Origin of the sequence: Candidatus Chryseobacterium colombiense, from assembly GCA_029203185.1 — a bacterium.
GTDB classification, from domain to species: Bacteria; Bacteroidota; Bacteroidia; order Flavobacteriales; family Weeksellaceae; genus Chryseobacterium; species Chryseobacterium colombiense.
The window spans coordinates 2,502,411-2,526,132 of the sequence record CP119310.1 but is presented as its reverse complement, the minus strand read 5'-3'; the positions used below and the strand labels follow the sequence as shown (position 1 = coordinate 2,526,132).

The following is a 23,722-nucleotide window of genomic DNA, read 5'->3' as shown; positions in this document are numbered from 1 at the left end:
TAAAAGTCAAAAACGTTCACTTAAGTTAATTTCGGAATCAGTAAATTCTTTTTCGAATTCTGCTCAGAGACTGCGGCGTAATTCCTAAATAAGACGAAATATATTTCTGTGGAATTTTGTTTAGAATTTCGGGTGACTTTTTCAAGAGATTGAGATAACGTTCTTCGGGTGTATAAAAAAATAACTCGTCCAGTCTTTGTTTTGCATCCAAAAAAGCCAAATCGGATATGTGCTTTGCTACTCCAAGCCAAAAAATATCTTTCCGAACTAAGGTTTCAATATCCTTTTTATCAAAATATAAAACTTCTGTTTTTAGAAGCGTGTGTATATGAGCCATTGATTTTTTCCCAGTGATATAGCTTGCATAATCGCCAATAACATCATTATTAACTTGTAAAAGATAGCTGATATCTTCGCCTTTTTCATTGATGTAATAAATCCTGACAGCGCCGTTCAAAATGAATCCCAAACGATCAAAAACTCCATTTCTAGGTTCTATCATTTTGCTTTTATCGTAATTCACGATGTAGCAAATTTCCAGAAATTCCGTCACACGTTCCATTGAAATTTGAAGTGTTTCTGCTAATTTTTCTTTTACTGTTGATTTCATCATTTAGATGTTGGTTTTGATTGATACTATAACCAACTTTATCTTTTGTAACTACAAAAATAACTAGAAATGTATATAGTATAAAACTAAAGAAGGCGCCTTTTTAGACGCCTTCTTTTTATATGAATGATAAATTATTTAGTGATTTTCATATTTTCTATCCATCACAAAATCCTCCATGAATTTTGTTGTATAATTTCCTGCAAGATAATCTTCATTATCCATTAATTGTCTATGGAAAGGAATAGTAGTTTTTACTCCTTCAATATAGAACTCTTCCAGTGCTCTTCTCATTTTAGCAATCGCTTCTTCACGAGTTTGAGCCGTCGTGATCAATTTTGCAATCATTGAGTCATAGTTAGAAGGAATTGAATATCCCGCATAAACATGGGTGTCAACTCTTACTCCGTGTCCTCCAGGAATATTTAATCCTGTGATTTTACCAGGAGATGGTCTGAAATCCGCATAAGGATCTTCAGCATTAATTCTACATTCAATTGAATGCAATTTTGGATAATAATTGATTCCGGAAATCGGAGTTCCGGCAGCCAAAAGAATTTGTTCTCTGATTAAGTCATAATCAATAACCTGTTCAGTAATAGGGTGTTCTACCTGAATTCTGGTGTTCATTTCCATAAAATAGAAATTTCTGTGCTTGTCAACCAGGAATTCAATAGTTCCTACTCCTTCATATCCGATGAATTCGGCAGCTTTTACAGCAGCTTCCCCCATTCTTTCACGAAGTTCGTCAGTCATGAACGGCGAAGGAGTTTCTTCGGTCAATTTCTGATTTCTTCTCTGAACAGAACAGTCTCTTTCAGAAAGGTGGCAAGCTTTACCATATTGGTCACCAGCAACCTGAATTTCGATATGTCTTGGTTCTTCAATCAGCTTTTCCATGTACATCCCTCCGTTTCCGAATGCAGCCACAGCTTCCTGAATCGCAGATTCCCAATGATCTTTAAGATCTTCAGCTTTCCAAACAGCTCTCATCCCTTTTCCACCACCACCTGCAGTCGCTTTAATCATCACAGGATATCCTGTTTCTTCAGCTACTTTTACAGCGTGTTCGTAAGATTCGATCAGACCGTCAGAACCAGGTACACATGGTACTCCTGCAGCTTTCATCGTAGCTTTAGCATTGGCTTTATCTCCCATTTTTTCAATTTGTTCAGGAGAAGCACCGATGAACTTGATACCGTTCTTCTGGCAGATTCTTGAGAAATTAGCATTTTCAGATAAAAATCCGTAACCTGGGTGAATAGCGTCAGCATTTGTGATTTCAGCTGCAGCAATAATGTTAGGGATTTTTAAATAGGAGTCTTTACTCATTGCAGGACCGATGCAAACTGCTTCATCAGCAAATCTTACGTGAAGGCTGTCTTTATCAGCAGTTGAATAAACCGCAACAGTTTTGATTCCCATTTCTTTACAAGTACGTAAAATACGCATTGCAATTTCGCCACGATTGGCAATTAATATTTTTTTGAACATCTTCTTCAATTTGAAAATTAGATAATTTGAAAATTAGATAATGTTATTTTAATGTAGAATTTAATCTAACATCTAATGTCTAACATCTAACTTCTAAATTAAGATGGATCTACTAAGAATAAAGGTTGGTCGTATTCTACAGGAGTAGCATCATCCACTAAAATCTTAACGATTTTTCCGCTTACTTCAGACTCAATTTGGTTGAATAACTTCATTGCTTCAATTACGCAAACTACTTTTCCGTTAGATACTTCATCACCAACGTTTACGAACACCTCTTTATCAGGAGATGGTTTTCTGTAGAAAGTTCCGATCATCGGAGACTTGATGGTTACATATTTGCTGTCGTCTGATGCAGCTTCAGTACTTTGTGCAGGAGCTGCCGGAGTTACAGCGGGTGCAGGAGCAGCAGCTACTTGTTGAGGCGCAGTGTGGTAAACTGCAGGCTGAGCATAAGCAACTTCGCTTCCAGCTAATGGAGTTTTAATAGTGATTTCGAAATCTTTAGTTTTATATTTCACTTCAGAAACCTCTGCCTTAGATACAAACTTAATAAGATTTTGTATGTCTTTAATGTCCATAAATTTGATATTTGATTTTGGTTCAAAGATACCAAAAAAACATAAAAAACAACAAAAAACCGCCAAATTTTATCAAAATTGGGCGGTTTTTGTATTAAAACGAGTGTTTTTCAGTGAAAATCGACTCTTAGTTTTCTTCAGTAGTTGCTACTTCTTTTTCCAATACTACTTTTCCTCTGTAGTATAATTTTCCTTCATGCCAGTGAGCTCTGTGGTATAGGTGAAGCTCTCCTGTTGTTGCATCTTTTGCTAATTGAGGAACTACAGCTTTGTAGTGAGTTCTTCTCTTATCTCTTCTTGTAGACGACTGTCTTCTCTTTGGATGTGCCATTTTGTAATAACTTTTTTAATTGATGAGCGATGAGATTCATCATCCCATCATTAAACTATTTAATTTTTATTCTTTAAATTTTTTAATGCGTCCCATCTGGGATCGCTTTCATGTTCTTCCTCTTCAATATCTTTTGGACTGAACTTGTCTAAAATTGCAAGATCTTCTTCGGTTACATTAGGAGATAGCTTTTTCATTGGAATTGAAAGGGCTACATTTTCGTAGATCAGTTGTGCAATATTAAATGCGTGATCACTTGTCGGAATCGTAATAACATCTTCTTCGCTGTCATCATATTCTTCTCCAAATTTCACCAGGACCTTGAGTTGATTTTCAATGGGATGATCAAAATTTTCGTTGGTGATATCACAAACCAATTCTACCGTCCCACTTACTTTGATCTCAAATTCTAAAAAAGTAGAGTGCTTGTCTAATAAAACATCTACTGTGATTTTAGGATTTGTAAAATCCTGTTCAGTGTCAAATAATTGAAAGAACTCTTTATCTATCTCAAACCTGAACTCGTGCTTACCGGTTTTTAAACCGGAAAAGCTTACGTCGTAGTTTCTTAACTTGTCCATAAAATGAGTGTGCAAAAATATGCATTTTTTTTATAATAACAAATAATTTTTCTAACAAATTAATTTAAAATTTGTTTCAAAGATTTACCCTTCTATATCTTCTGGAAGGTCTTCGTCAACTCCGTTATCTATAGCCATTTTCCTTGGTTGCAGACGGTTGGCCATAAGTTCGTTATATTCGCTTCTGTTTTTAAAAATTTTAATAGCTGTAAAGATTGCTTCTGTAAAACTCTGTTCATCGGCCAGATTTTTTCCTGCAATATCATACGCTACTCCGTGATCGGGAGATGTTCTGATGAATGGAAGTCCGGCAGTATAATTTACACCTTCTTCATAGGCCAATGTTTTAAAAGGAGCCAAACCTTGGTCGTGATACATTGCTAAAACAGCATCAAATCCTTTGTATTTATTTGGTTGGAAAAAACTGTCAGCAGGAAAAGGTCCAAAAGCTAAAATTCCGTTATCTGAAAGTTCTTTAATAGCCGGAGAAATAATTTCAATTTCTTCATTTCCTATCACACCACCGTCACCTGCGTGAGGATTTAGTCCCAAAACAGCAATTTTTGGCTTTGCAATATTAAAATCCTCAATTAAAGTCTGATTCAAAGCTTTGATCTGCTTTTTTATCTTTTCTTTGGAAATGTTTTCAGCCACTTGTGAAATGGGGATATGATGTGTTGAAACCGCTACTTTTAAATCTTCAGTTACCAGAAACATCAATCCTTTTTTATTGAATTTTTCTTCAAAATAACCGGTGTGACCGGCATGCTTGAATCCCATTTTCACCATTTCGTCTTTGTTGATTGGAGCGGTTACCAGAACGTCAATCTCTCCTTTGATCAATGCTTCTGTGGCAGCTTCCAAAGAGTCGATGGCCATTTTGGTGGATTCTTCTGTAGGAACTCCCAGTTCTACATTCACGTTGTCTTTCACAAGGTTTACCATATTCAGTTTTCCTGCATGTGCTTGTGAAGCTTCATTGATGTAGTTGAAATTTAAATTTAATTTAAAAATATTTTTCTGATAGGTGAATAATTTTCCCGAACCAAAAATTACAGGAGTGAAAAAATCTGTAATGGTTTTGTCTTTCAGAGACTTCATAATGATTTCCGGGCCGATGCCATTGAAATCGCCAATTGAAATTCCTACTCGTACTTTATGGTTTTTTGGGCTCATTTTGATTATCTTTGAAGATTATAATTTTACAAATTTAGCAAAAAATAATATGTTCACAGGAATAATTGAAGCAGTAGGTGTTATTGAGAAAATTGAAGAAAACGGAAGTAATATAGATTTTACGCTTACCTGTCCTTTTACGAATGAATTAAAAATAGATCAGAGTCTTGCTCATAACGGGTGTTGTTTGACGGTTGTAAAAATTGAAGGGGATCAATATGTGGTGACTGCCATCAATGAAACATTGGAAAAAACCAATCTTGGGAAATGGGAGGTAGGAAGTGTGGTAAATCTGGAACGTTGCATGAAAATGGATGGAAGATTGGATGGTCATATTGTTCAGGGTCACGTAGATAAGACGGGAGAAGTAGTAAGTATCGAAAATAAAGACGGAAGTTATTTTATCACCATTAAATATGAAGATAACGGAAGTTTTGTAACAGTGCCACAAGGTTCTATCACGGTGAACGGAATTAGTTTAACCGTTGCAAAAAGTGAAGACGCGCAGTTTTCTGTTGCTATTATTCCTTATACTTGGGAATTTACAAATATGCAGCATCTGAAAGCAGGAGATAAAGTTAATTTAGAATTTGATATCATAGGTAAATACATTGCCAGGTTAATAAACAAACAGCATGGCGTCTAGTAAATATAGAGGATATAGCCTGAGAAACCGTGTTTTTTTCGGATTCTTGCTGGTATGTCTTTTAAGTGTTGTTGCTTCGTCCTTGGTACCTTATTTTGTGCTGAGGAATAATTCTTTGCAGCAAAGCCGTATCGATATGCAGGATAAAACAAATGCCGTAATGAGGTATTTGGATTATGCTGTGAGTAGAGCGCGTATTGAAACGGCAGATCTTCCGACTGTTCTGGAAAATAAAATTTTTGAAATTGCGGATATTAATCAGCATGATATTATTCTTTATGATTTAAAAGGGAATTATCTGCTTTCCAATAAGGACGTAAGTCTTGTTGAGCAAAAAAGAGTGCCGTTGCATATTGTAAATAAGATTTTGGCTACTGATGCCAGAGTTGATATTAAAAGTTATGACCCTTCCGTTGATGCAGCTCTTACCTCCTCTTATTTATTGTTGAAAAATAATGAACTTGAGCCTATTGCAATTGTATATATTCCTTTATACCATAATGAATCTGCTGATTTGGAAGTGCTTCATGAGTATGTTAAGTACATCCTGTTGGTAGATATATTTCTTATTCTTTTTAGTATTTGGATAAGTTGGGTGACTTCGAACAGCCTGGCTAAAAACATTACGAAGTTTTCGGATATGATTACCCGTATTACTTTGTTTGAAAATGAAATGCAGCCGATCAGATACTATAAAAATGATGAATTGAATGCTTTGGCAAGAGCTTATAACAGGATGATTCTTCAGATTCAGGATCAGAAGGAAAGATTACGTTTTAAAGCATCTGAAGAAGCCTGGAGAGAAATGGCAAAGCAAGTTGCTCATGAGGTGAAAAATCCGTTAACTCCAATGAAGTTAACTATCCAGAACTTTGAAAGAAAATTTGACCCGGAAGATCCTAATATAAGAGAACGGGTGAAGCAAATGAGTAAAACTGTGGTTGATCAGATTGATCTGATTGCTACTGTTGCGTCTGCGTTTTCTGAGTTTGCCAAGCTTCCGGAGAAGAATAATGAGGTTATTAATCTGAATAAAGAAGTTGAAGATATTCTTAGAGTATTTAATGATGACAGTATTTTTATGCACACAAATAAAAATAACATCATGATCAGTATGGACAGGATTTATCTTTCAAGGATTATTACCAATCTTGTTACCAATGCCAAGCAGGCGCAAAGTGATGAGAGAAAGTTGATTATTAACGTTGATGTTGAACAGCACCAGAGAAGAGTAATGATCTCGGTTCAGGATAATGGAGTTGGAATTCCTGAAAACATGTATGAAAGGATTTTCGAACCTAATTTTACTTCCAAAAGCAGCGGAATGGGGCTTGGTTTATCAATGGTGAGAAAAATGATTGAAGATTACAAAGGGGAAATTGTTGTAAAGTCGGAAGTGGGGAAAGGTTCAACATTCATTATCACATTGCCAACGAATTTATAGTGAAGCCTTTTAAGTTTAAACAATTCGAAATTCAGCAGTCAAAAAATGTTTTCCGTGTAGGAACGGATGGTGTTTTGCTTGGGGCGTTGGCTTCTGTAAACGACGTTTCTAAAGTGCTTGAAGTCGGAACAGGAACTGGATTGATTTCCTTAATGTTGGCTCAAAGGGCTTCTGAAGCAGAATTTTTGGGAATTGACATTAATGAAGAGGCAGTAGCATTTACTAAAATTAATTTTGAAAATTCACCTTTTTCGCTAAGATTAAATAATATTCTGCAGGATTTTAAAAGTTTTCATACCGAAGATAAATTTGATCTTATTGTTTCAAATCCACCATATTTCGAGGTTACTGATTCCGAAAAAGATAAAATTGCCAGGCAGACTGTAGAACTTAATTTTAGGCAGCTTATCTCCAAATCTGCAGAGCTGCTTTCTGGGGACGGTATTTTTTCTGTGATCATTCCTGTGGAAGCGGGAGGTGATTTTATTGAGATCGCAAAGGAAAATCAATTGTTCTTAATAAAACGAATCAATATCAAAGGAATTGAAACTTCGTCCGTAAAAAGACTGATTCTGGCATTTTCTTCTGTTGAAAAAGATCTTGAGGAATTGGAATTTGTTATAGAAAAAAGTCCGAGAAAATACTCGGACCAATATCTTGAACTCACTAAAGAGTTTCATGTTTTTCGTGAAAAATAATTATTCGAAAAGCTCTGAAGTATCCAATACTGAAACTTTTCCGTCTTCACATCTGATCGCTTCACCTGGGAAGTTCTGGATCATGTGATAATCGTGGGTTGCCATTACTACTGCAGCTCCGTTTTCCAGTGCTACCTGCTTTAGTAAGGTCATGATTTCATTTGAAGTTTCAGGATCAAGATTTCCTGTAGGTTCATCGGCTAAAATCAGATCTGGGTGATTTAATAAGGCTCTTGCTATAGCTACACGCTGTTGCTCTCCTCCGGAAAGTTCATGAGGCATTTTGTGCTTTTTACTTTTCATATTTACACTGCCCAGAACCTCATTGATGCGGTCTTGAATCTTTGTTTTGTCGTTCCAGCCTGTTGCTTCAAGAACGAATATTAAATTCTTTTCTACGGTTCTGTCGGATAGTAATTGAAAATCCTGAAACACAATTCCTAATTTTCTTCTCAGGTTAGGAATTTCAGACATTTTTAATTTAGCCAAATCAAAACCAACGACAGCTCCGTGTCCGGAAGCTAAGGGAATATGTCCGTATAAAGTCTTTAGCAATGAGCTTTTTCCGGAACCTGTTTTTCCGATAAGATAACAAAATCTGCCTTTTTTGATATTAAGATTAACGTCAGAAAGAACCGTGAAGTTTTTTTGGGCAATCTTTGCGTGCTGCAGACTTATGATATTATCTCCGGATATATTTGTATGTGGCATAATGCTATTTTATAATGCTATTCTTAGAAATATTTCAATTTTTAAAAATAGAAAAAAGAAACTTAAGAACCTTAAATTTTAGTAAAATTTAACAACAAAAAATGCCTGAAAAGATTATTTTCAAGCATGATTTGTATATGATAATTAAAGAATTATCTCTTAGCGCGAGATGCACTTACAGTTAAACTCTTTCTGCCTTTAGCTCTTCTTGCAGCCAAAACTCTTCTTCCATTTGGCGTAGACATTCTTTCTCTGAAACCGTGTTTGTTTCTTCTCTTTCTTTCTGATGGCTGGAATGTTCTTTTACTCATTACTATATGTTTAAATCGTAATTAATCTATTAATTTTTCAGGTTGCAAAGATATAGATTTTTTTATAAGATACAAACTTTCAACTCTTTTTTTTAAAATTATTGTTGAGGTTTTTTAGTATCTTATTTATAAAAGTCCTGCTGTAGGCGAAAACTGTAACATTTAAAAATAATACTTATGATTGAGTTAAAAGCTCTATCTTTGGAGACTCAAAATTAAAGAAGGATAGATGTTTACACCTGCAGAAATACTAGAAATCAAATCATTACTTATTCCACAAAACAAAATCGTCATCATTACTCATTACAATCCTGATGGTGATGCTATTGGTTCAAGTTTGGGGTTAAAGCATTATTTGCAGGCAAAAGGTTTACAGGCAGAAGTGGTGGTACCGAATGATTTTCCGAAATTTTTGAAATGGATGCCCGAAGCTAAAAAGAATATCATTGCAGAATATAAAAGAAAAGTTGCTTTTGATCTCATGAACGAAGCTGATATTATTTTCTGCCTGGATTTCAATTCTCCGTCAAGAATCGGGATTTTGGGAGAATGGCTGGTAAAATCCAAAGCAAAAAAAATCCTTATAGATCATCACCAGCAACCTGAACAATTCGATTTTGTTTATTCTGATACGATTATTCCCGCAACTTGCCAGATGGTTTACCATTTTATTGAAGCGATGAATGAGGAGAGTCTTGTCAATAAAGATATTGCTGAATGTCTTTATACTGGGATTATGACTGATACAGGAGGTTTCCGTTTTCGTTCTACAAGTGCGACCACTCACAGGATTGTAGCCAATCTTATTGAAAAAGGAGCGGATCCTTCAGTGATTACTTCTAATACATGGGATACCAATACGGTTTCAAGGCTTCATTTGCTGGCTCTTATTCTGGGAAGAATTGAAGTGGTGAATGATGGGAAAGTAGCTGTTTTGTACCTTACAAGAAAAGAATTACAGGAATACGGTTTCCAGAAAGGAGATACAGAAGGATTTGTAAATTATGGACTGAGTATTGTCGGAGTAAGAATGTCGGCTTTCTTTATGGAAGATTTATATGATGATTTTATTAAAATTTCTTTTAGAAGTAAAGACGATGTGGATGTTAATCAGTTTTCAAGAAAATATTTCAATGGAGGAGGGCACATCAACGCAGCCGGAGGAAAATCTTTAGAATCTTTAATGGATACACTTGAAACTTTTAAGAATAGAATTGCAGAAGAACAATTATAAAGAAGATTGTATCTTTTTATATCCCTTCTCTTCTAATTCTTTACAGGTATAGTCATAAACTTCCTGAAACATTTCGTCCAGATTCTTCTTATTGAATAGACTGAATTTGGTCATTTTGGGAGGGTCTAGAAAAATATCACAAAAATCTGCCTTGGAATACACCGACTTTGCAATTGCTAAGTGTAAAATACGGTCAAATTCCTTTAATAAGCTCATATTGGGAAGAGGATCATAGCTTAGAGAATTGACGTGAGAAGCAATCAGGAAATCACATTGATCCATAATAGGTTCTATAGGAAGATTATCCAATACTCCGCCGTCTACATATATTTTTTCTCCTATTCTGACAGGAGGAAGAACAAAAGGAACGCTAGAAGAAGCTAGCAAAGGGGCAAAAAGTTCGCCTTCTGAAAAGAAATCAACAATTCCGTGGGTCATTTCTGTTGCAGCAACATACAATGGAATTTTTAAAACCTTAAAATCATTTTCGGGAAAATAATCGACAAGAAGTTTTACAATGAACTTGGAGCTGAATATTCCATTTTTTGAAAGTCTTAAATAGGATCGGGAGAAAAAAGTGGTCTGCCTTACAATTTCCATCATTTCGTCAGGAGTCTTTCCTAAAGAGTAAAAGGCTCCAATAATAGATCCTGCACTGGTTCCTGAAATAATCTGAGGCTTCAGATCAAACTCCTCCAATGCTTTTAAAACGGCAATATGGGCAATTCCACGCATTCCGCCTCCGGAAAGAGTGAGTCCGATTACCGGTTTTTTTTGAGGAGAAGAAAAGAAGCTCATAGAATCTGTGTTTGCTAAATTGTAATAATCTTTTTAAGGCTCATCACATTGTGAGTCTATTTTGATAAATAAGGAATTGAATGCTTTTATCATTTTTTCATCGTATTCCACTCTTTTAATACTGTTATTGGCGCAATTTCCCCATCCGAAGGTGATAAGATCAACCATTGCATATTCATTTTTATTTTGGGCATGCAGATTATTTTCAAACTCATCCATGATTTTTTCCGGATTGCCATTTTTTTTGCTCATTTGTATTCTTAGCTTTCTCCATTCTTCAATCATTACGTCTTCATCAGAATTTAAAGCCCGGACAAAATTTTCGCAGTTTTTAGAGAATTTGCTGTTGAGTAATACAGATGGATCAGAAAATGCCATAATTTCAGTTTTATCAAATTCATATTCAAGAACCAATTCCTGAATTTTCTGATCCTTAATGTTTTGCCAGTAAGGATCATTAACTATTTTTAAACTCTCAAGAGCTTTTTTCTTTTCAGCAAAATCTTTATCCAGTTTTGCTAAAATTTTATCTTTATCTCTTCTTACTTCCTGTAATGTTTCAGGTTTAAAAACGGACGGCTTACTTAATGATAGACTGCTGTATTCAAACCAAAGTTTATAAGTGCCTTCAATTTCTTCCTGTGAATATTTATCGGCATCATATTGACCTTTGTTCTCACAAAGTTCTGTTGCGAAATTAAAAGTTTGTTTATTTTTAACTTTTTTCAAGCTTTCAGTCTGATTTTCTGTCGTAGAAACAGAATCTTTTGAAACGGTATTTGTAGAAGTTTCAGCGTCTTTTTTACAGCTGATTACTGCAAGAAGCAGGAGTGATGAAATCCAAATTTTCATAAAAGTGTTTTAAAGGATCAAATGTTTTGGAAGATGATGAAGAAGTTCGGTATTAATGATTTCAGCACAAATACTTGGTTTTTCCCAGTGTCCGTTGTGTCCGCAATCGAGAACATAGGATTTTATATTCGTTCTGTCAGGAAGATTTTTAATCATGATTTCTGTTTTTACGGCATTGTCGTGTTTTCCCGCTATCACTAGTATTTTTGCATCCAGGCTTTCCAAAACGTGTTTTTTGTCAGTTCTTTCTACCATTCCTTTTACCGAAGCTAAAGCTCCGAGATTATTCGTGGAAAGAGCGATTTCTAAAGCAGTCTCTATTTTTCCTTCCAGGATATCTCTTTCGTTGGGGTTGAAAAGGTTGGGTACGCCGGCTCTGGCATAGTGTGGAAAAGCATCTTTGATAATTCTGTAGCTTTTTATACGTTGTTCTTTTTTTTCTGCATCATCCGGAAAATAGGTAGAAAAAAATAAAGTTAAGCTTATAAGGAATTCAGGGTATTTTTCGGCAAAGGCCAAAGAAGTATAGCCTCCCATTGAATGACCTAATAAATGGACTTTAGTTAAATCAAGCTTGTCCAGTACTTTTTTGACTTCTTCAGCCATGATTTCCATGGTTTGAACTTCCGCTACCATTTCTGATTGGCCGTGTCCCGGAAGATCTATTTTTAATAATGAAAAATATTCAGAAAGATGAGATTCCATTTCGTGCCATATTGAAATGTTTTCCATGAATCCATGGAGCAGGACTAGAGTCTCTTTTCCGTTTCCTTTTCTTTCAAAGTTGAGCATAAGCAAGAAATTAAAAGTGGATGTCTATATAGTCTACAAATCCCGAACCATTTACCATATCCTGAAGTCGGTATGTTTTTCCGCCGTCTTTAGACGCAAAAGTTTTAGTACCTTTTCTGGTGTAAGGTTTTCCGTTATCATTATCAGAAATACTTTGAGTGATTTCCCCGGTGAAGTTCATGTGCCTGTCAGAAATAACAGCCATAAAACCTTTTATTTCTACGGAATTTTTTCCTGATTTTATAGAACCTGAAATCGTATAGTGATCTCTCTCTCCATCAATTTTTTTGAAAGTAACGGATCCTGAATTTTTAATTAAATTATGAGTGAATTTATGATTTCCGCTAAAATCTTTGAATTGATTTTTATTGCGGATGCTGTCATTTATTTTTGTTCGTACAGCATTAATGGAATCAATGATTTTTGTGCTGTCTGTCTTGCCTGAAGTGGGAGTCGTCTCTTTTTTAGAACATGAAAAAAGTAAAACTGAAATGGCGATTGCGGCTAAAAAGTTTTTCATTAAATAAAATTATACTCAAATGTAAACAAAAAAAAGAGCATTGTAAAAATGCCCTTCTTATTTTATTTTGTTAATTCTTCGTAAACTTTCTTTTCCCAAGGTTTAATATCGGTAATTCCATAGCGTTCTTTGTTGGAGATTGCAATATTGTCAAGAACGTCTACAAAATTTTTATAGTTTGCATCATCTGTTGGTTCTATGATGATTGTAAAATTTTCTTTTTTCGGAGCTTTGTCGTAGGCTTCGGAAATTATTTTGGAAATGTTAATTCCGCTGAAGTTTGTTTCCTTTAAGTTATTTTTATTTAAATCTTCCGCAGATTGTTGGTGATAAAATACTCTGTTGTTTTTTCCCAGAATAAAAGTAACCTGATTTTTTACATCTACTACTTTTTTTGGTGGGTGTGGACTTTTTGCAGGCATTCCTAAATCCATCACATTGGGTTTTGTGAAATTGGTGGTAAACATAAAAAATGTGATTAATAAAAATCCTAAGTCTACCATGGGAGTCATATCAACGCGGATTAATTTTTTTCGTTGCTTGCTGCCTCCTTGTTTTTCTTGTGCAATAACTTCAGCCATAATTAATATTTTTTAATAGTTAAACGATGCTGATAAAAAAGTAGCACTTTCCTATCTTTCTGTTTGAAACTATACAAAGTCTATACCTAATTTGTGAATTTTATGATAGATTTTTGAAAATATTGAATTTTGATACCGAAAGGTTTGTTTTGTTTTTTAATGCTGTATGTTTTTATGAATTTTTAAGAATGATATAGTAAATCTTATTGCTGTCAGAGTATAAAAAAACTCATGTCGAAAGACATGAGTTATGTATAATATTTTTGATTTTTATTTATTCTTTTTATAATAATTGACTCCGCATTCTAAGAATTTTTTGAAATCTTCTTTTGGCATATATCCTGAAACCGGAGTATTGATTACTTTTCCGTCCGGAGTTACCAGAACATAGTGTGGCTGAGAATTATTATTAAAGTTCACCTGTTGGAACAAGCTCCATCTGTCACCAATTGTCTTAACTTTTTTTACCTGTCCGTCTCCGAGGTCAATTTTTGTTTTCTGATCCTCCGGAAGCTCTTCTTTGTCATCTACATAAAGAGAGGCAAGAACAACATCGTTTTGTAGAATTGGTAAAATATCTGCCTCACTCCAAACGAATTCCTCCATTTTTCTACAGTTTTCACAGCCGTAACCGGTAAAGTCAATTAAGATAGGTTTGTCTTCTTTTTTTGCCAATTCTACTGCTTTGAAGAAGTCGTGTTGAGGATGCATTCCCAAAATTCCGTCTTTTTCATCATGGAAATAGCTTACGTTCAACGGTGGTAAAATTCCGCTTAATAACTGAAGTTTCGGACGTTCCGAAGGGATTAATCCCTGAATCAAATAGATTACAAATCCAAATCCTAAAACTCCCAGAATTTTTCTGGTAATAGAAATTTTTGGTTTTTTATCATCATGAGGGAATCTGATTAATCCAAATAGATATAATGCTAATCCAAGGGCAACAATAATCCAGATGGCGATGAAAAGCTCTCTTTTTAATAAGAATGTTTTAGAAACTAGATCTGCTTTTGATAAGAATTTTAAAGCTAAAGCCAATTCTACAAAACCTAAAACAACTTTCACGGTGTTCATCCAGCCTCCTGATTTTGGAAGACTTTGTAATGCCTGTGGAAATAAAGCTAATAGTCCAAAAATAATTGCCCAAGCCAAACCGAAACCAGCTAAAGCAAAGGTCAATAACATAGGAACGTTTGCTGAACCTGTGACTGCACTTCCCAATAAGCTTCCTAAAATCGGACCTGTACAAGAGAAAGAAACAATAACCAATGTTAAAGCCATAAAGAAGATTCCGATAATTCCTCCGGCTTCTTCCGCTTTTGAAGATTTGTTGGCAATTGAGCTTGGTAATGTAATATCGTAATATCCAAAGAAACTTCCTGCGAAGAAAATAAATATGATAAAGAATGCAATATTCAGCCAGACGCTTGTAGAGATTTCGTTGAAGATATTTCCTGCAATTCCATCAATGATATGGAAAGGAACACTTAATAATACGAAAATTAAAAGAATGAAGAATCCGTAGATCAGCGCATCTCTTTTTCCTTTTGCTTTATTTTTGTTGCCTTTTGTAAAGAAAGAAACAGTTAAAGGGATCATTGGGAAAACACAAGGAGTCAATAAAGCAATTAACCCACCGATGAAACCTAAGAATAAATAGGTCCAATAATTTTCTTTGATTTTTGTAGAACCTGTTCCGCAATCAGTCAAAGGTTTTTCAAAATCAATAGATTCGATTTTTAACTTTTTAGGATCCAGTTTTGATGCTTCCGTTATAGTAACTTCTCCTTTAGCAGGATTTTCAACGACTGTTTCAACCGTTTTTACAGAATCTTTTGCGAGTTCTGTCTTTTCTTTATCTGATGCTTCTTCAGTTGCTCCTGTTGGGGTAACCTGCTTGTTGAATTCTAAAGTATTCGGAGCAAGACAAACTCTGTCGTCACAAGTTTGATACGTAATCTCAGCAACTACATCGCCTGGTTTTGTTCCGTCTTTTAATTTAAATTTCTGTTTGAAACCCGCAGAATTGGAATAAAAAACAATCGTTCCTCCGAAAGCTTCCGAAAATTCTTCATGCTTTTTTCCAACTTCAGTAAATTTTCCGATCAGTTCAATGTTTTTTCCTGATACTTTATAATCCGTAGGAATTCCTGTATCTTCCGGGATGTCTTTGGAATAAATATGCCATCCGCTTTCCATCGTAGCGTTCAGAACCGCTTCATATTGATTGTTTCCTAAATCGTTGATGGTAAATTTAAATTTTACAGGATTTTTGATTTGTGCATTAATTCCTGTTGCTAAAAATAACAGAATTAATAAAAACCAGTTTCTAAATTTCATTTTACTTCTTATTAAAAATTTTGAGAATTTTATTGGTATTCTCTCCCTTAGAGTTTCTTCTGTCTTGTCTGAAAGGAATAATTCCGAGTACAGAATTTTCGCTGTCAGTCAGAAGCCAGATTTTTTGCCTTGCTAAAATAGATAATTTTTCGTCCCTAAAAAACTTAGAAACTTTCTTTTTCCCCAAAAATCCGGAAGGATAAAACTCATCGCCGTCTTTTTGTCTCCGTAATCGCAATGGGAAGTGTAGTTTCTCAGCATCAAAGTCCCATTCGATGTTCTTATTGATTTCTTCAATCTCTCCAATAATATCTTCGAGATTAATGATCATTTGGTTTTGGGAAAAGTCAAATTTTTCTATCAGGAGAATTTCTTCATTCAACGCAGTATTTTGGTGTTCTGTTTTTGTTTTTAGGATCAACTCATCGCGGGTAACGATTAATTGGTATTTTTTTGAAAAAAAAGAACTTCCGTTTTCAGCGGTGAAAATTTTAGGAATCTCTTCTGGATCAAAGCCATATTTTTTTAAAATCTCAAACCTTACAAAATCATTTTGCAGATTGAGCTGGTCTTTGGATATAATTTTATAATCATTGTTAAATGTTGTCAGGCTTTTTTCTATTACTCTGATCTGCTCCTGAACGAAATCTTTTGCCTGATTTAAATAAGAAATGCTTTTTTTGAAGTTCTCTAAAAAATGATCGTTCGTTTCTAATAATTTAGGTGTGATTTCCAGGCGGATTTTATTTCTTAAATAATCACTTTTTGTATTGGAAAGATCTTCGCGATACTTGATATTATTTTCTTTTGCGTATTTGTAGATTTCTTCTTTTGTGAGATGTAAAAGAGGACGCAGAATATTATTTTCATTCGAAGGGATTCCGCTCAGCCCGTTAATTCCTGCCGCTTTGGACAGATTGATGATAAATGTTTCAAGCTGATCATTCAAATGATGGGCAGTAACCAGAAAATCCAGCTTTTGCTGTTCCTGAATCTGCCTGAAAAAAGTATATCTTAATTCTCTTGCCCAAAGCTGAATAGAGTTTTGCGGCTTCTGATCCTTCTCTGAAACGTCATATAAATGAAATTGGATATTATTTTCTATACAAAATTCGGAAACTACTTTTTGGTCAAGATTAGAATCTTCACCCCGCAGATGGTAGTTAATATGAGCAATCTGAAATTCAAAACCCGAATCACGCAACTGGCTAAACAGGTGTGCTAAAACCATAGAATCGACACCTCCGCTCACAGCCAGAAGATAGGTCTGATTTTCAGGCAGATTAATAAGATTTTGTAATTCTTTTTTTAAGTCCGGTTTTTTCAAAATTTAAGTGTGGAATTTCTTTTAGGCAAAGATAACCCTTATAATTCAATTCAATTTTCCTACCTTTGGCTTGTCTAAAAATGATTATTTATGAAGATTTTTAAAATTTTAGCAGTTTCTGCAATGGTGTTAGGATTGACATCTTGCGTTAGTAAAAAGCAGTATGAAGCTTTGAGTTCCAATTACAAACAATGTATTGAAAATATTGGAGAAAGACAACGTGAGATTCAGGATTTGAAATCTCAAAATTCTGCTTTATCAGGGGAAAATAATTTGCTGAAAAGTCAGCACGATGCATTGAAATCATCTTTGGATGCTTGTCTGTCCAATACGGGTAAGAGTTCTGCAAATATTGATAAACTGGTAGGAGAGATTAATTCTTCTAACTCATATATCAAACAGTTAATTTCTAATAATGCTAAAAATGACAGTTTAAATTTAGCATTATCAAACAAATTAAAAAGATCATTGGATAATGTAGCAGATAGCGATGTTCAGGTGAAAGTATTAAAAGGAGTAGTAATGATTTCTCTTTCAGATAAAATGCTTTATAAAACAGGAGATTACAATATTCTTCCTGCAGCTCAGGATGTGCTAGGTAAAGTGGCTAAAGTGATCAACGATTATGATAAATATTCAGTATTGATTGAAGGTAATACAGATAATGCGCCATTAAGCTCTGCGAATTTACCAAGAGATAACTGGGATCTTTCTGCTTTGAGAGGGACTGCAGTGGCTAAAATTTTGCAGACTCAGTTTGGTGTTGATCCGGCAAGAATTACAGCTGGAGGACGTTCTGAATATAATCCTAAAGCGACTAATATGAGCGTTTCAGGAAGAGCGGAAAACAGAAGAACTGAAATTATCATTATGCCTAAGCTTGATGAATTTATGAAGCTTATGGATATTGCTCCAAAGAAATAAACTTGTAATAATATAAATTAAAACTCCCGAAATCTTCGGGAGTTTTTTGTTTCTTAAACTACGTCTTCTTTTTTCAATAATGAAATAATTCGCTGTAAAAATGAATTGGATATTTCGGGCTTAGTTTTTTTTGACGCATTCATTGTGATAATGCGCGTTTTTGATTCTTTAGTCTTGCTAATTTGATTTTCTCCGGTATTCATTTTGATTGTGTGTTTTTACCTTCCTCTGCAAAGGTATTGTTTAGTACTGCTGAAAAACATCCGTGTTTTTACGGAATTTTATATCGTGTATTTTACTGTTTCTATGATAAAGGCTAAATTATTTTTAGTTAAATTTGAATCATTAAAAAAATAAAATGAGTTTTTTCGAAGAGACGAATCCTGAGATGGACAGATATTTGGAAACACACGCTTCTTCTGAACCTGAAATCCTGAGAAAGCTGAGAAGGGAAACCTTTCAGAAAACAACACAGCCTCACATGATTTCGGGGTATCAGCAAGGAAGACTGTTGACGATTATATCTCAAATGATGCAGCCGAAAAACATTCTTGAAATCGGGACTTTTACAGGCTATGCCACACTTTGTTTGACCGCGGGTTTAGCAAAAGACGGAAAAATTACAACATTGGATGTGAATGAAGATCTAGCTTACCTGCCTAGGAAATATTTTACAGAAAGTGAATATTCCGGTCAGATAGATTTTAAACTTCAGGACGCGAAAGAGTTTTTAAAAGAAACAGATGAGGTTTTTGATCTTGTTTTTATTGATGCAGATAAAGAAAACTATGCCGAATATTTCCGCTTGATAAAACCTAAGACAAAATCAGGCTCTGTGGTAATGTTTGATAATGTGTTGTGGTACGGAAAAGTTTTAGAGGAAAGCCCTAAGCAGAAGTCTACTCAGGTTATCAAAGAGCTTAATGATTTGGTGGCAAATGATGAAGATTTTGAGAATCTTATTTTACCTTTGCGTGACGGAGTGAATTTGCTTCGCAGAAAATAATTAATCAAACTATTAAAAGATTAAATTATTGAAAAATTAGAGAGCGCTAATTTTTTAATTTTTAATTCTTGAATCTTTTAATCAAAATATAAATGAATAAAGGAATTTGTATTGTTACGGTAGCGCCTGTTCGTGCCGAAGGTTCAGATAAAGCAGAAATTGTTACGGAAATACTTTTCGGAGAAAGTGCAGATATTTTGGAAGTAAATAAAAACTGGACCAAAATTAAGATGCATTACGATGAATACGAAGGCTGGATGGATACAAAACAGATCAGGCCAATCTCGGATGAAGACTTTGCGAAAAGAAAAGTAACGGTAGTGACGGAGGATTTTTCTTCTGTTTTGATGAACGATGGTAAAACTCTTTTATCCATGGGATCGGAAGTAGAATTTCCTGTTGTTGCATCGCGTAGAAGTCATGATGTTCGGGAAAGTATTGCTTTGACGGCTAAAGAATTTCTTAATGTCCCTTATTTATGGGGCGGTAAAAGTTTTTTTGCGGTAGACTGTTCGGGTTTTACCCAATTGGTGTATAAAGTTCACAATATAAAACTTCCGAGAGATACTTATCAACAGGCTGAAGTGGGAGAAGCACTGAGCTTTGTAGAGGAAAGCAAACCTGGAGATTTGGCCTTTTTTGAAAATCCGGAAGGAAAAATTATTCATGTGGGTATTATGCTCGATTCCCAAAAAATTATTCATGCTTCGGGAAAGGTGAGGATAGATACATTGGACTCTACAGGTATTTTTAATAAAGAACTCAACAAACATACCCATAAATTAAGAGTCATTAAAAGTATTTTGTAGTCTTAAAACCAGTCTGAAATGGAAAATACATTCTTCATAATCTTTGATGTTTTCAATTTCGGATTGCTTGTTTTTCTGTGGTGGTTTACTGTAAAACATTATAAAACCTTACCGCAGACAATTCCTATCCATTTTGATTTTGATGGAAAGGCAGATGGTTTTGGAAGCAAAAAATATTCGTTTTTAATGCCGGTTGTTTTAACTGGGCTCTACTTTTTGTTTGCTTTTATTGTAAGATCTCCGGAATCTGCCAATTTTCCTGTAAAAATCACAGCAGAAAATGAAGATGCGCAATTTATGATCATGGAAATTTTCATCAGATGGTTATTGACACTTATTGCATTGCTTTTTCTGAATAGTCAGGACTATATGTTCCGATATTCTTTTGACGAGAATGCAAAACCGCGGATTCCGCTGTCTTCAGCAATCTTTTCGGTGATTGGAAGTTTAATTATTTTATTTGTTTTTGTAGGTATTTTCAAATGATACAATCTAAAAATAATTCCAAACATTATATCTGGGGAAACAACTGTGATAGCTGGATTTTAAAAGACTCTCAGAATCTTTCCGTAAAACAGGAAGTAATGCCTCCCGGAACGGCTGAGAAAAAACATTTTCATGACCAGGCAGAACAGCTTTTCTATATTTTGAAAGGAGAAGCTGTTTTCTGTATTAATGATGAGAAATGGTCTGTAAAAGAAGGCGAAAGCATAACAGTTTTGCCCAAGTCAGAACATTATATTTCTAACGAATCGATGGAAGATGTGGAATTTTTAGTAATTTCGACCCCTTCTACGAATAACGATAGAATAGATACTAACTAAAAACTAATGAATAAAACTCTACTTGAAATCTCTCAAACTAAAAACGCAGGCTTATCAGAAGTGTTGGTCAACTGGAGAAACTATAATCAGGAAACCGTTATTCTTGCCGTATCGGAGCTTAAAAAAAGAAATATCCCGTTCAATGATGAAATGCAGGGGCTTCTTACGGATTTTGCCGAGTACAACGGGAAATCAATTGCTGAATTAGAGCAGGGATTTTTTCAGGATAAAGGCGTCTCCAATTATGATGAGTACTATCAATCTAAAATTAACGTTTTAGAAAAAAGTGATGAAGAAAAACTTCTGCTGGATCAATTAAGACGTGAAAGAATCCATCAGTTAGGGCAGATAGAGCAAAAGCAGGCAGGTAAAGATGTTTTATATGGAGCTTTGTGGCTTGGCGGAGGACTGATTATCACTTTAATTTCTCTCAACAATGGAAAGGGAGGCGTGATTGCATATGGCGCCATCATTTTTGGCGGAATTCAATTTTTTAGAGGTTTAATGAAAAGCTGATGTCTTTTTTCTATAACATATTTATCAATTTACTCATTGTCGGGATGAAGGTTTTTTCATGGTTTAATGATAAAACTAAAAAAGGCGTTGAAGGAAGAAAAGAATCTTTACAGAAAGTGAAAACTGCTTTCAGTCAATCGGATGAAGTTATATGGATGCATGCTGCCAGTTTAGGTGAATACGAACAAGGGTTGCCGGTTTTGGAACGACTAAAAAAAGAATTTCCGGAACGTAAGATTTTAGTGACTTTCTTTTCGCCTTCCGGTTATGAAAATGTAGTCAGGAAAAAACATATTGCGGATGTCATTTGTTATCTTCCATTTGATAAAAAGAAAATGGTAAAAGATTTTATATCAGCTTTTAATGTTAAACTATTTTTTACGGTCAAGTATGATTTCTGGTATAATTTACTGGCGGAACTTAACGCAAAAGGAGCGAAGCTATATGTAATTTCTGCATTGTTTTATGAAAGACAGTCTTTTTTTACAACCTATGGAAAATGGTTTGTAAAGCAACTTAAAAACAATGTAGATTGGTTTTTTCATCAAACCCAACACTCCTATCTTTTGGCAAAAAGCATAGGTCTTGTGAATGCTTCCATAACCGGAGATACAAGGTTTGACAGAGTGAAGCAGCTTCGGGAAAGAAACAATCATGTAGATTATATCGTAGATTTTATAGGAGGGGAGAAGGCTGTAGTTTTTGGAAGCTCATGGAGCGCAGAAGAGAGAATAGCCGAAATGCTGGTTGCCAAAAACAATGAAATAAAGCTCATCATTGCTCCGCATGATTTAAAGAGAGTTCATCATCTCAAGCAGATTTTTCCTGAATCAGTTCTTTATAGCCAGATCCAAAATATTCAGAAACCTGAATTTTCAGAGAGTCAAATTCTTATTATTGACAGCATCGGCTTGCTTTCCAAATTGTATTCTTATGCAGATATAGCAGTCGTTGGAGGAGGTTTTCATGATGCGGGACTTCATAATATTTTAGAAGCCGCTACATTTGGTATTCCTGTGATTTTTGGGAATCATTACAAAAAGAATCCTGAAGCACATGATCTTATTAAAGCAAACGGAGGTAAATCGTTTGAAAGTGAAAATGTAGCCGCGCAATTTGTTCTTTCATTGGTGGCTAACGAAGATATTTTAAATGAGATGTCCGGTCACGCCGAAAGATTTGTTACAGAAAAACCGAATTCTACTGAGCTGATTATAAAGAAAATAATGTCATCGTAGAAATCCCTTTGTTTTAAGATCTTTTACAATCTGGTCAATGTTCGCAGGGATTTTCTCTGTAGCAAACCAGTTGAGATTTAATCCGTTGTTTTCACACAGTTTTTTCAGGTAATGATTGTCATCTATTTTTTGTTGTATTTCTCTTAAATATTCATCGATTTCCATCCAGTAGTCTTCATCTAGTTTTTTAGTTAAAACAAAGCTTTTAATGATTTTATTAATAATGTACAAATAGAGTTTGTAGACATTGTCAAATCGCTGGGTGTTGAGTTTATCATTGTTTTCTAAAATTTCATTTACCAGAAAAAGATTCAGGGAAACTTCTCCGTATTTATCTGTTGTTACCTTTACATGTTCCGTAATTTCGCTGCTTATTTTTCGGATATGCATCAGATAGTATTTATGATTTGATAAATACTTGCTTAAAAGAGTCAGCTTTTCATGGATGTTTTCCTCCATCTGTGCTCTTTTCTGATCTGTGTTTTCCGGATCAATAAGCTCAAAGTATAATTTTTTTGACAGCAGCTTGTCTTTTTTCAATAGTCTGAAAATTAAACGGTCTTTTTCCAGGGAAGAAAAGTTGCTTATGGCTGTTTTGAATTCTTTTGAATACTCCATCAGTTGAAAATTTTAGAATATTTAAGAAACCCGTTAATTGCCCAATTAGCGGTATAGTATAAAGATTTTACGGTAGAAAAGTTCATGTAATCTTTGTAGACAAGATATTGGTCTTTCACAATATTTTGTTTTTTTCGTGATATACTGTTGGAATGCATTCTGTATTTTGCCATAGTTTTTGGAAGGGGTTTTCCGATTGGAATTTTCTTTAAAAGTTTTAACCACATAACATGGTCTTCACGTTTGCTTCCTTCCGGAAAATATTCTTTTCCTACCCGTTGAGAATCATACATGGAAGAAAGAAGAGAAAGGCGACAGGTTTTTAAAAGATTTTGAAAGGTAACTTCTTTGTCTGCCTTAAAATCTTCAAGCTGAGGAATAAGCTCTTCGTTACATCTTGCATAATTTGAATAGGCAATTTCTGCGTGTTCCTTTTGCATGAAACTAATCATTTCGTTAAGGAATTCAGGTTCCCAGAAATCATCAGCATCTAAAAAGGTGATATATCTTCCCGCTGCCTTTTCCAGTGCCATGTTTCTTGCATGCCCCGCTCCTCTGTTTTCTTCGGAAAGGATAAGTTTTATTCTCGGATCCTCTGTGCTTTTTATGATTTCAACGGAGTTGTCCGAAGAAAGGTCGTCTGTAATCAGCCATTCCCAATCGGTGAAGGTTTGATTCATTACAGAGGCAATGGTTTCTTTCAGGAATTGAGAAGAATTATAACACGGAGTAATGATAGAAACTAACGGCATGCAATGTT

General features: G+C 34.7%; 28 protein-coding genes. 11 read left to right on the top strand and 17 right to left on the bottom strand.

What is annotated here, in order from left to right:
* Positions 1-37: 37 nt before the first annotated feature.
* The 6 genes from P0Y62_11265 to pdxA all read right to left on the bottom strand — a co-directional run bounded on the left by P0Y62_11265 (position 38) and on the right by pdxA (position 4,773).
* Positions 38-613 carry a Crp/Fnr family transcriptional regulator gene (locus P0Y62_11265; GenBank protein WEK68438.1) on the bottom strand — a complete coding sequence of 192 codons (576 nt, stop codon included), beginning with the start codon at positions 611-613 and terminating at the stop codon, positions 38-40.
* Between the two features lie 135 nt (positions 614-748).
* On the bottom strand, positions 749-2,104 hold the full coding sequence (gene accC, locus P0Y62_11260) for an acetyl-CoA carboxylase biotin carboxylase subunit (protein WEK68437.1): 1,356 nt from the start codon (positions 2,102-2,104) through the stop codon (positions 749-751).
* Positions 2,105-2,202: 98 nt separating this feature from the next.
* Positions 2,203-2,685, bottom strand: a complete 483-nt coding sequence (gene accB / locus P0Y62_11255) for an acetyl-CoA carboxylase biotin carboxyl carrier protein (protein WEK68436.1) — start codon at positions 2,683-2,685, stop codon at positions 2,203-2,205.
* 127 nt (positions 2,686-2,812) lie between these two features.
* Complete coding sequence (gene rpmF / locus P0Y62_11250) at positions 2,813-3,016, bottom strand: 50S ribosomal protein L32 (GenBank protein WEK68435.1); 204 nt, start codon at positions 3,014-3,016, stop codon at positions 2,813-2,815.
* 59 nt (positions 3,017-3,075) lie between these two features.
* Positions 3,076-3,597, bottom strand: coding sequence for a DUF177 domain-containing protein (locus P0Y62_11245; GenBank protein ID WEK68434.1), 522 nt, complete (start codon positions 3,595-3,597; stop codon positions 3,076-3,078).
* Positions 3,598-3,681: 84 nt separating this feature from the next.
* On the bottom strand, positions 3,682-4,773 hold the full coding sequence (pdxA, locus tag P0Y62_11240; protein ID WEK68433.1) for a 4-hydroxythreonine-4-phosphate dehydrogenase PdxA: 1,092 nt from the start codon (positions 4,771-4,773) through the stop codon (positions 3,682-3,684).
* Between the two features lie 49 nt (positions 4,774-4,822).
* Between pdxA and P0Y62_11235 the strand changes: the two genes are divergently transcribed.
* From P0Y62_11235 to P0Y62_11225, 3 genes are read left to right on the top strand one after another with little or no spacing between them, the layout of a single operon-like run.
* On the top strand, positions 4,823-5,419 hold the full coding sequence (locus P0Y62_11235; protein ID WEK68432.1) for a riboflavin synthase: 597 nt from the start codon (positions 4,823-4,825) through the stop codon (positions 5,417-5,419).
* Positions 5,409-6,863, top strand: a complete 1,455-nt coding sequence (locus P0Y62_11230; GenBank protein WEK68431.1) for a HAMP domain-containing sensor histidine kinase — start codon at positions 5,409-5,411, stop codon at positions 6,861-6,863. Before P0Y62_11235 ends, P0Y62_11230 begins: the two co-directional genes overlap by 11 nt.
* On the top strand, positions 6,863-7,561 hold the full coding sequence (locus tag P0Y62_11225) for a methyltransferase (GenBank protein WEK68430.1): 699 nt from the start codon (positions 6,863-6,865) through the stop codon (positions 7,559-7,561). Before P0Y62_11230 ends, P0Y62_11225 begins: the two co-directional genes overlap by 1 nt.
* Here P0Y62_11225 and P0Y62_11220 read toward each other — a convergent pair whose 3' ends face one another.
* A complete protein-coding gene (locus tag P0Y62_11220; protein WEK68429.1) occupies positions 7,562-8,272 on the bottom strand; it encodes an ATP-binding cassette domain-containing protein in 711 nt (236 codons plus the stop codon).
* A gap of 152 nt (positions 8,273-8,424) precedes the next feature.
* Positions 8,425-8,583 carry a 50S ribosomal protein L34 gene (rpmH, locus tag P0Y62_11215; protein WEK68428.1) on the bottom strand — a complete coding sequence of 53 codons (159 nt, stop codon included), beginning with the start codon at positions 8,581-8,583 and terminating at the stop codon, positions 8,425-8,427.
* Positions 8,584-8,812: 229 nt separating this feature from the next.
* Between rpmH and P0Y62_11210 the strand changes: the two genes are divergently transcribed.
* On the top strand, positions 8,813-9,817 hold the full coding sequence (locus P0Y62_11210) for a bifunctional oligoribonuclease/PAP phosphatase NrnA (protein WEK68427.1): 1,005 nt from the start codon (positions 8,813-8,815) through the stop codon (positions 9,815-9,817).
* Here the strand turns inward: P0Y62_11210 and P0Y62_11205 are convergent.
* The 7 genes from P0Y62_11205 to tilS form a co-directional block, all read right to left on the bottom strand.
* Positions 9,812-10,615, bottom strand: coding sequence for a patatin-like phospholipase family protein (locus P0Y62_11205; protein ID WEK68426.1), 804 nt, complete (start codon positions 10,613-10,615; stop codon positions 9,812-9,814). The two genes, P0Y62_11210 and P0Y62_11205, sit on opposite strands and share 6 nt — an antisense overlap.
* Positions 10,616-10,648: 33 nt before the next feature.
* Entirely contained in the window at positions 10,649-11,467 is an 819-nt protein-coding gene (locus tag P0Y62_11200) for a hypothetical protein (GenBank protein WEK68425.1), read from the bottom strand.
* A gap of 9 nt (positions 11,468-11,476) precedes the next feature.
* Positions 11,477-12,259: an alpha/beta hydrolase gene (locus tag P0Y62_11195; GenBank protein WEK68424.1), complete on the bottom strand. Its 783-nt coding sequence runs from the start codon at positions 12,257-12,259 to the stop codon at positions 11,477-11,479.
* Positions 12,260-12,269: 10 nt separating this feature from the next.
* On the bottom strand, positions 12,270-12,779 hold the full coding sequence (locus P0Y62_11190) for a hypothetical protein (protein WEK68423.1): 510 nt from the start codon (positions 12,777-12,779) through the stop codon (positions 12,270-12,272).
* Between the two features lie 62 nt (positions 12,780-12,841).
* A complete protein-coding gene (locus tag P0Y62_11185; GenBank protein WEK68422.1) occupies positions 12,842-13,360 on the bottom strand; it encodes a biopolymer transporter ExbD in 519 nt (172 codons plus the stop codon).
* Between the two features lie 270 nt (positions 13,361-13,630).
* Positions 13,631-15,700, bottom strand: a complete 2,070-nt coding sequence (locus tag P0Y62_11180; protein WEK68421.1) for a cytochrome c biogenesis protein CcdA — start codon at positions 15,698-15,700, stop codon at positions 13,631-13,633.
* A gap of 1 nt (position 15,701) precedes the next feature.
* Positions 15,702-17,027, bottom strand: coding sequence for a tRNA lysidine(34) synthetase TilS (gene tilS / locus P0Y62_11175; protein WEK68420.1), 1,326 nt, complete (start codon positions 17,025-17,027; stop codon positions 15,702-15,704).
* Between the two features lie 90 nt (positions 17,028-17,117).
* Between tilS and P0Y62_11170 the strand changes: the two genes are divergently transcribed.
* The 7 genes from P0Y62_11170 to P0Y62_11140 all read left to right on the top strand — a co-directional run bounded on the left by P0Y62_11170 (position 17,118) and on the right by P0Y62_11140 (position 22,344).
* Positions 17,118-17,951, top strand: a complete 834-nt coding sequence (locus P0Y62_11170; protein WEK68419.1) for an OmpA family protein — start codon at positions 17,118-17,120, stop codon at positions 17,949-17,951.
* A gap of 358 nt (positions 17,952-18,309) precedes the next feature.
* On the top strand, positions 18,310-18,957 hold the full coding sequence (locus P0Y62_11165) for an O-methyltransferase (protein WEK68418.1): 648 nt from the start codon (positions 18,310-18,312) through the stop codon (positions 18,955-18,957).
* Positions 18,958-19,049: 92 nt separating this feature from the next.
* Positions 19,050-19,766, top strand: a complete 717-nt coding sequence (locus P0Y62_11160) for a C40 family peptidase (protein WEK68417.1) — start codon at positions 19,050-19,052, stop codon at positions 19,764-19,766.
* An 18-nt stretch (positions 19,767-19,784) separates the two neighbouring features.
* Positions 19,785-20,252 (top strand): DUF1648 domain-containing protein, encoded by a 468-nt coding sequence (locus tag P0Y62_11155; protein WEK68416.1) that lies wholly within the window; start codon positions 19,785-19,787, stop codon positions 20,250-20,252.
* Entirely contained in the window at positions 20,249-20,590 is a 342-nt protein-coding gene (locus tag P0Y62_11150; protein ID WEK68415.1) for a cupin domain-containing protein, read from the top strand. The genes P0Y62_11155 and P0Y62_11150 overlap by 4 nt, the downstream gene beginning before the upstream one ends.
* A gap of 6 nt (positions 20,591-20,596) precedes the next feature.
* On the top strand, positions 20,597-21,106 hold the full coding sequence (locus tag P0Y62_11145; GenBank protein WEK68414.1) for a hypothetical protein: 510 nt from the start codon (positions 20,597-20,599) through the stop codon (positions 21,104-21,106).
* On the top strand, positions 21,106-22,344 hold the full coding sequence (locus tag P0Y62_11140) for a glycosyltransferase N-terminal domain-containing protein (GenBank protein WEK68413.1): 1,239 nt from the start codon (positions 21,106-21,108) through the stop codon (positions 22,342-22,344). The genes P0Y62_11145 and P0Y62_11140 overlap by 1 nt, the downstream gene beginning before the upstream one ends.
* Here the strand turns inward: P0Y62_11140 and P0Y62_11135 are convergent.
* A complete protein-coding gene (locus P0Y62_11135) occupies positions 22,336-22,962 on the bottom strand; it encodes a deoxyuridine 5'-triphosphate nucleotidohydrolase (GenBank protein ID WEK68412.1) in 627 nt (208 codons plus the stop codon). The genes P0Y62_11140 and P0Y62_11135 overlap by 9 nt on opposite strands.
* A complete protein-coding gene (locus P0Y62_11130) occupies positions 22,962-23,714 on the bottom strand; it encodes a glycosyltransferase family 2 protein (GenBank protein WEK68411.1) in 753 nt (250 codons plus the stop codon). The genes P0Y62_11135 and P0Y62_11130 overlap by 1 nt, the downstream gene beginning before the upstream one ends.
* Positions 23,715-23,722: the final 8 nt, after the last annotated feature.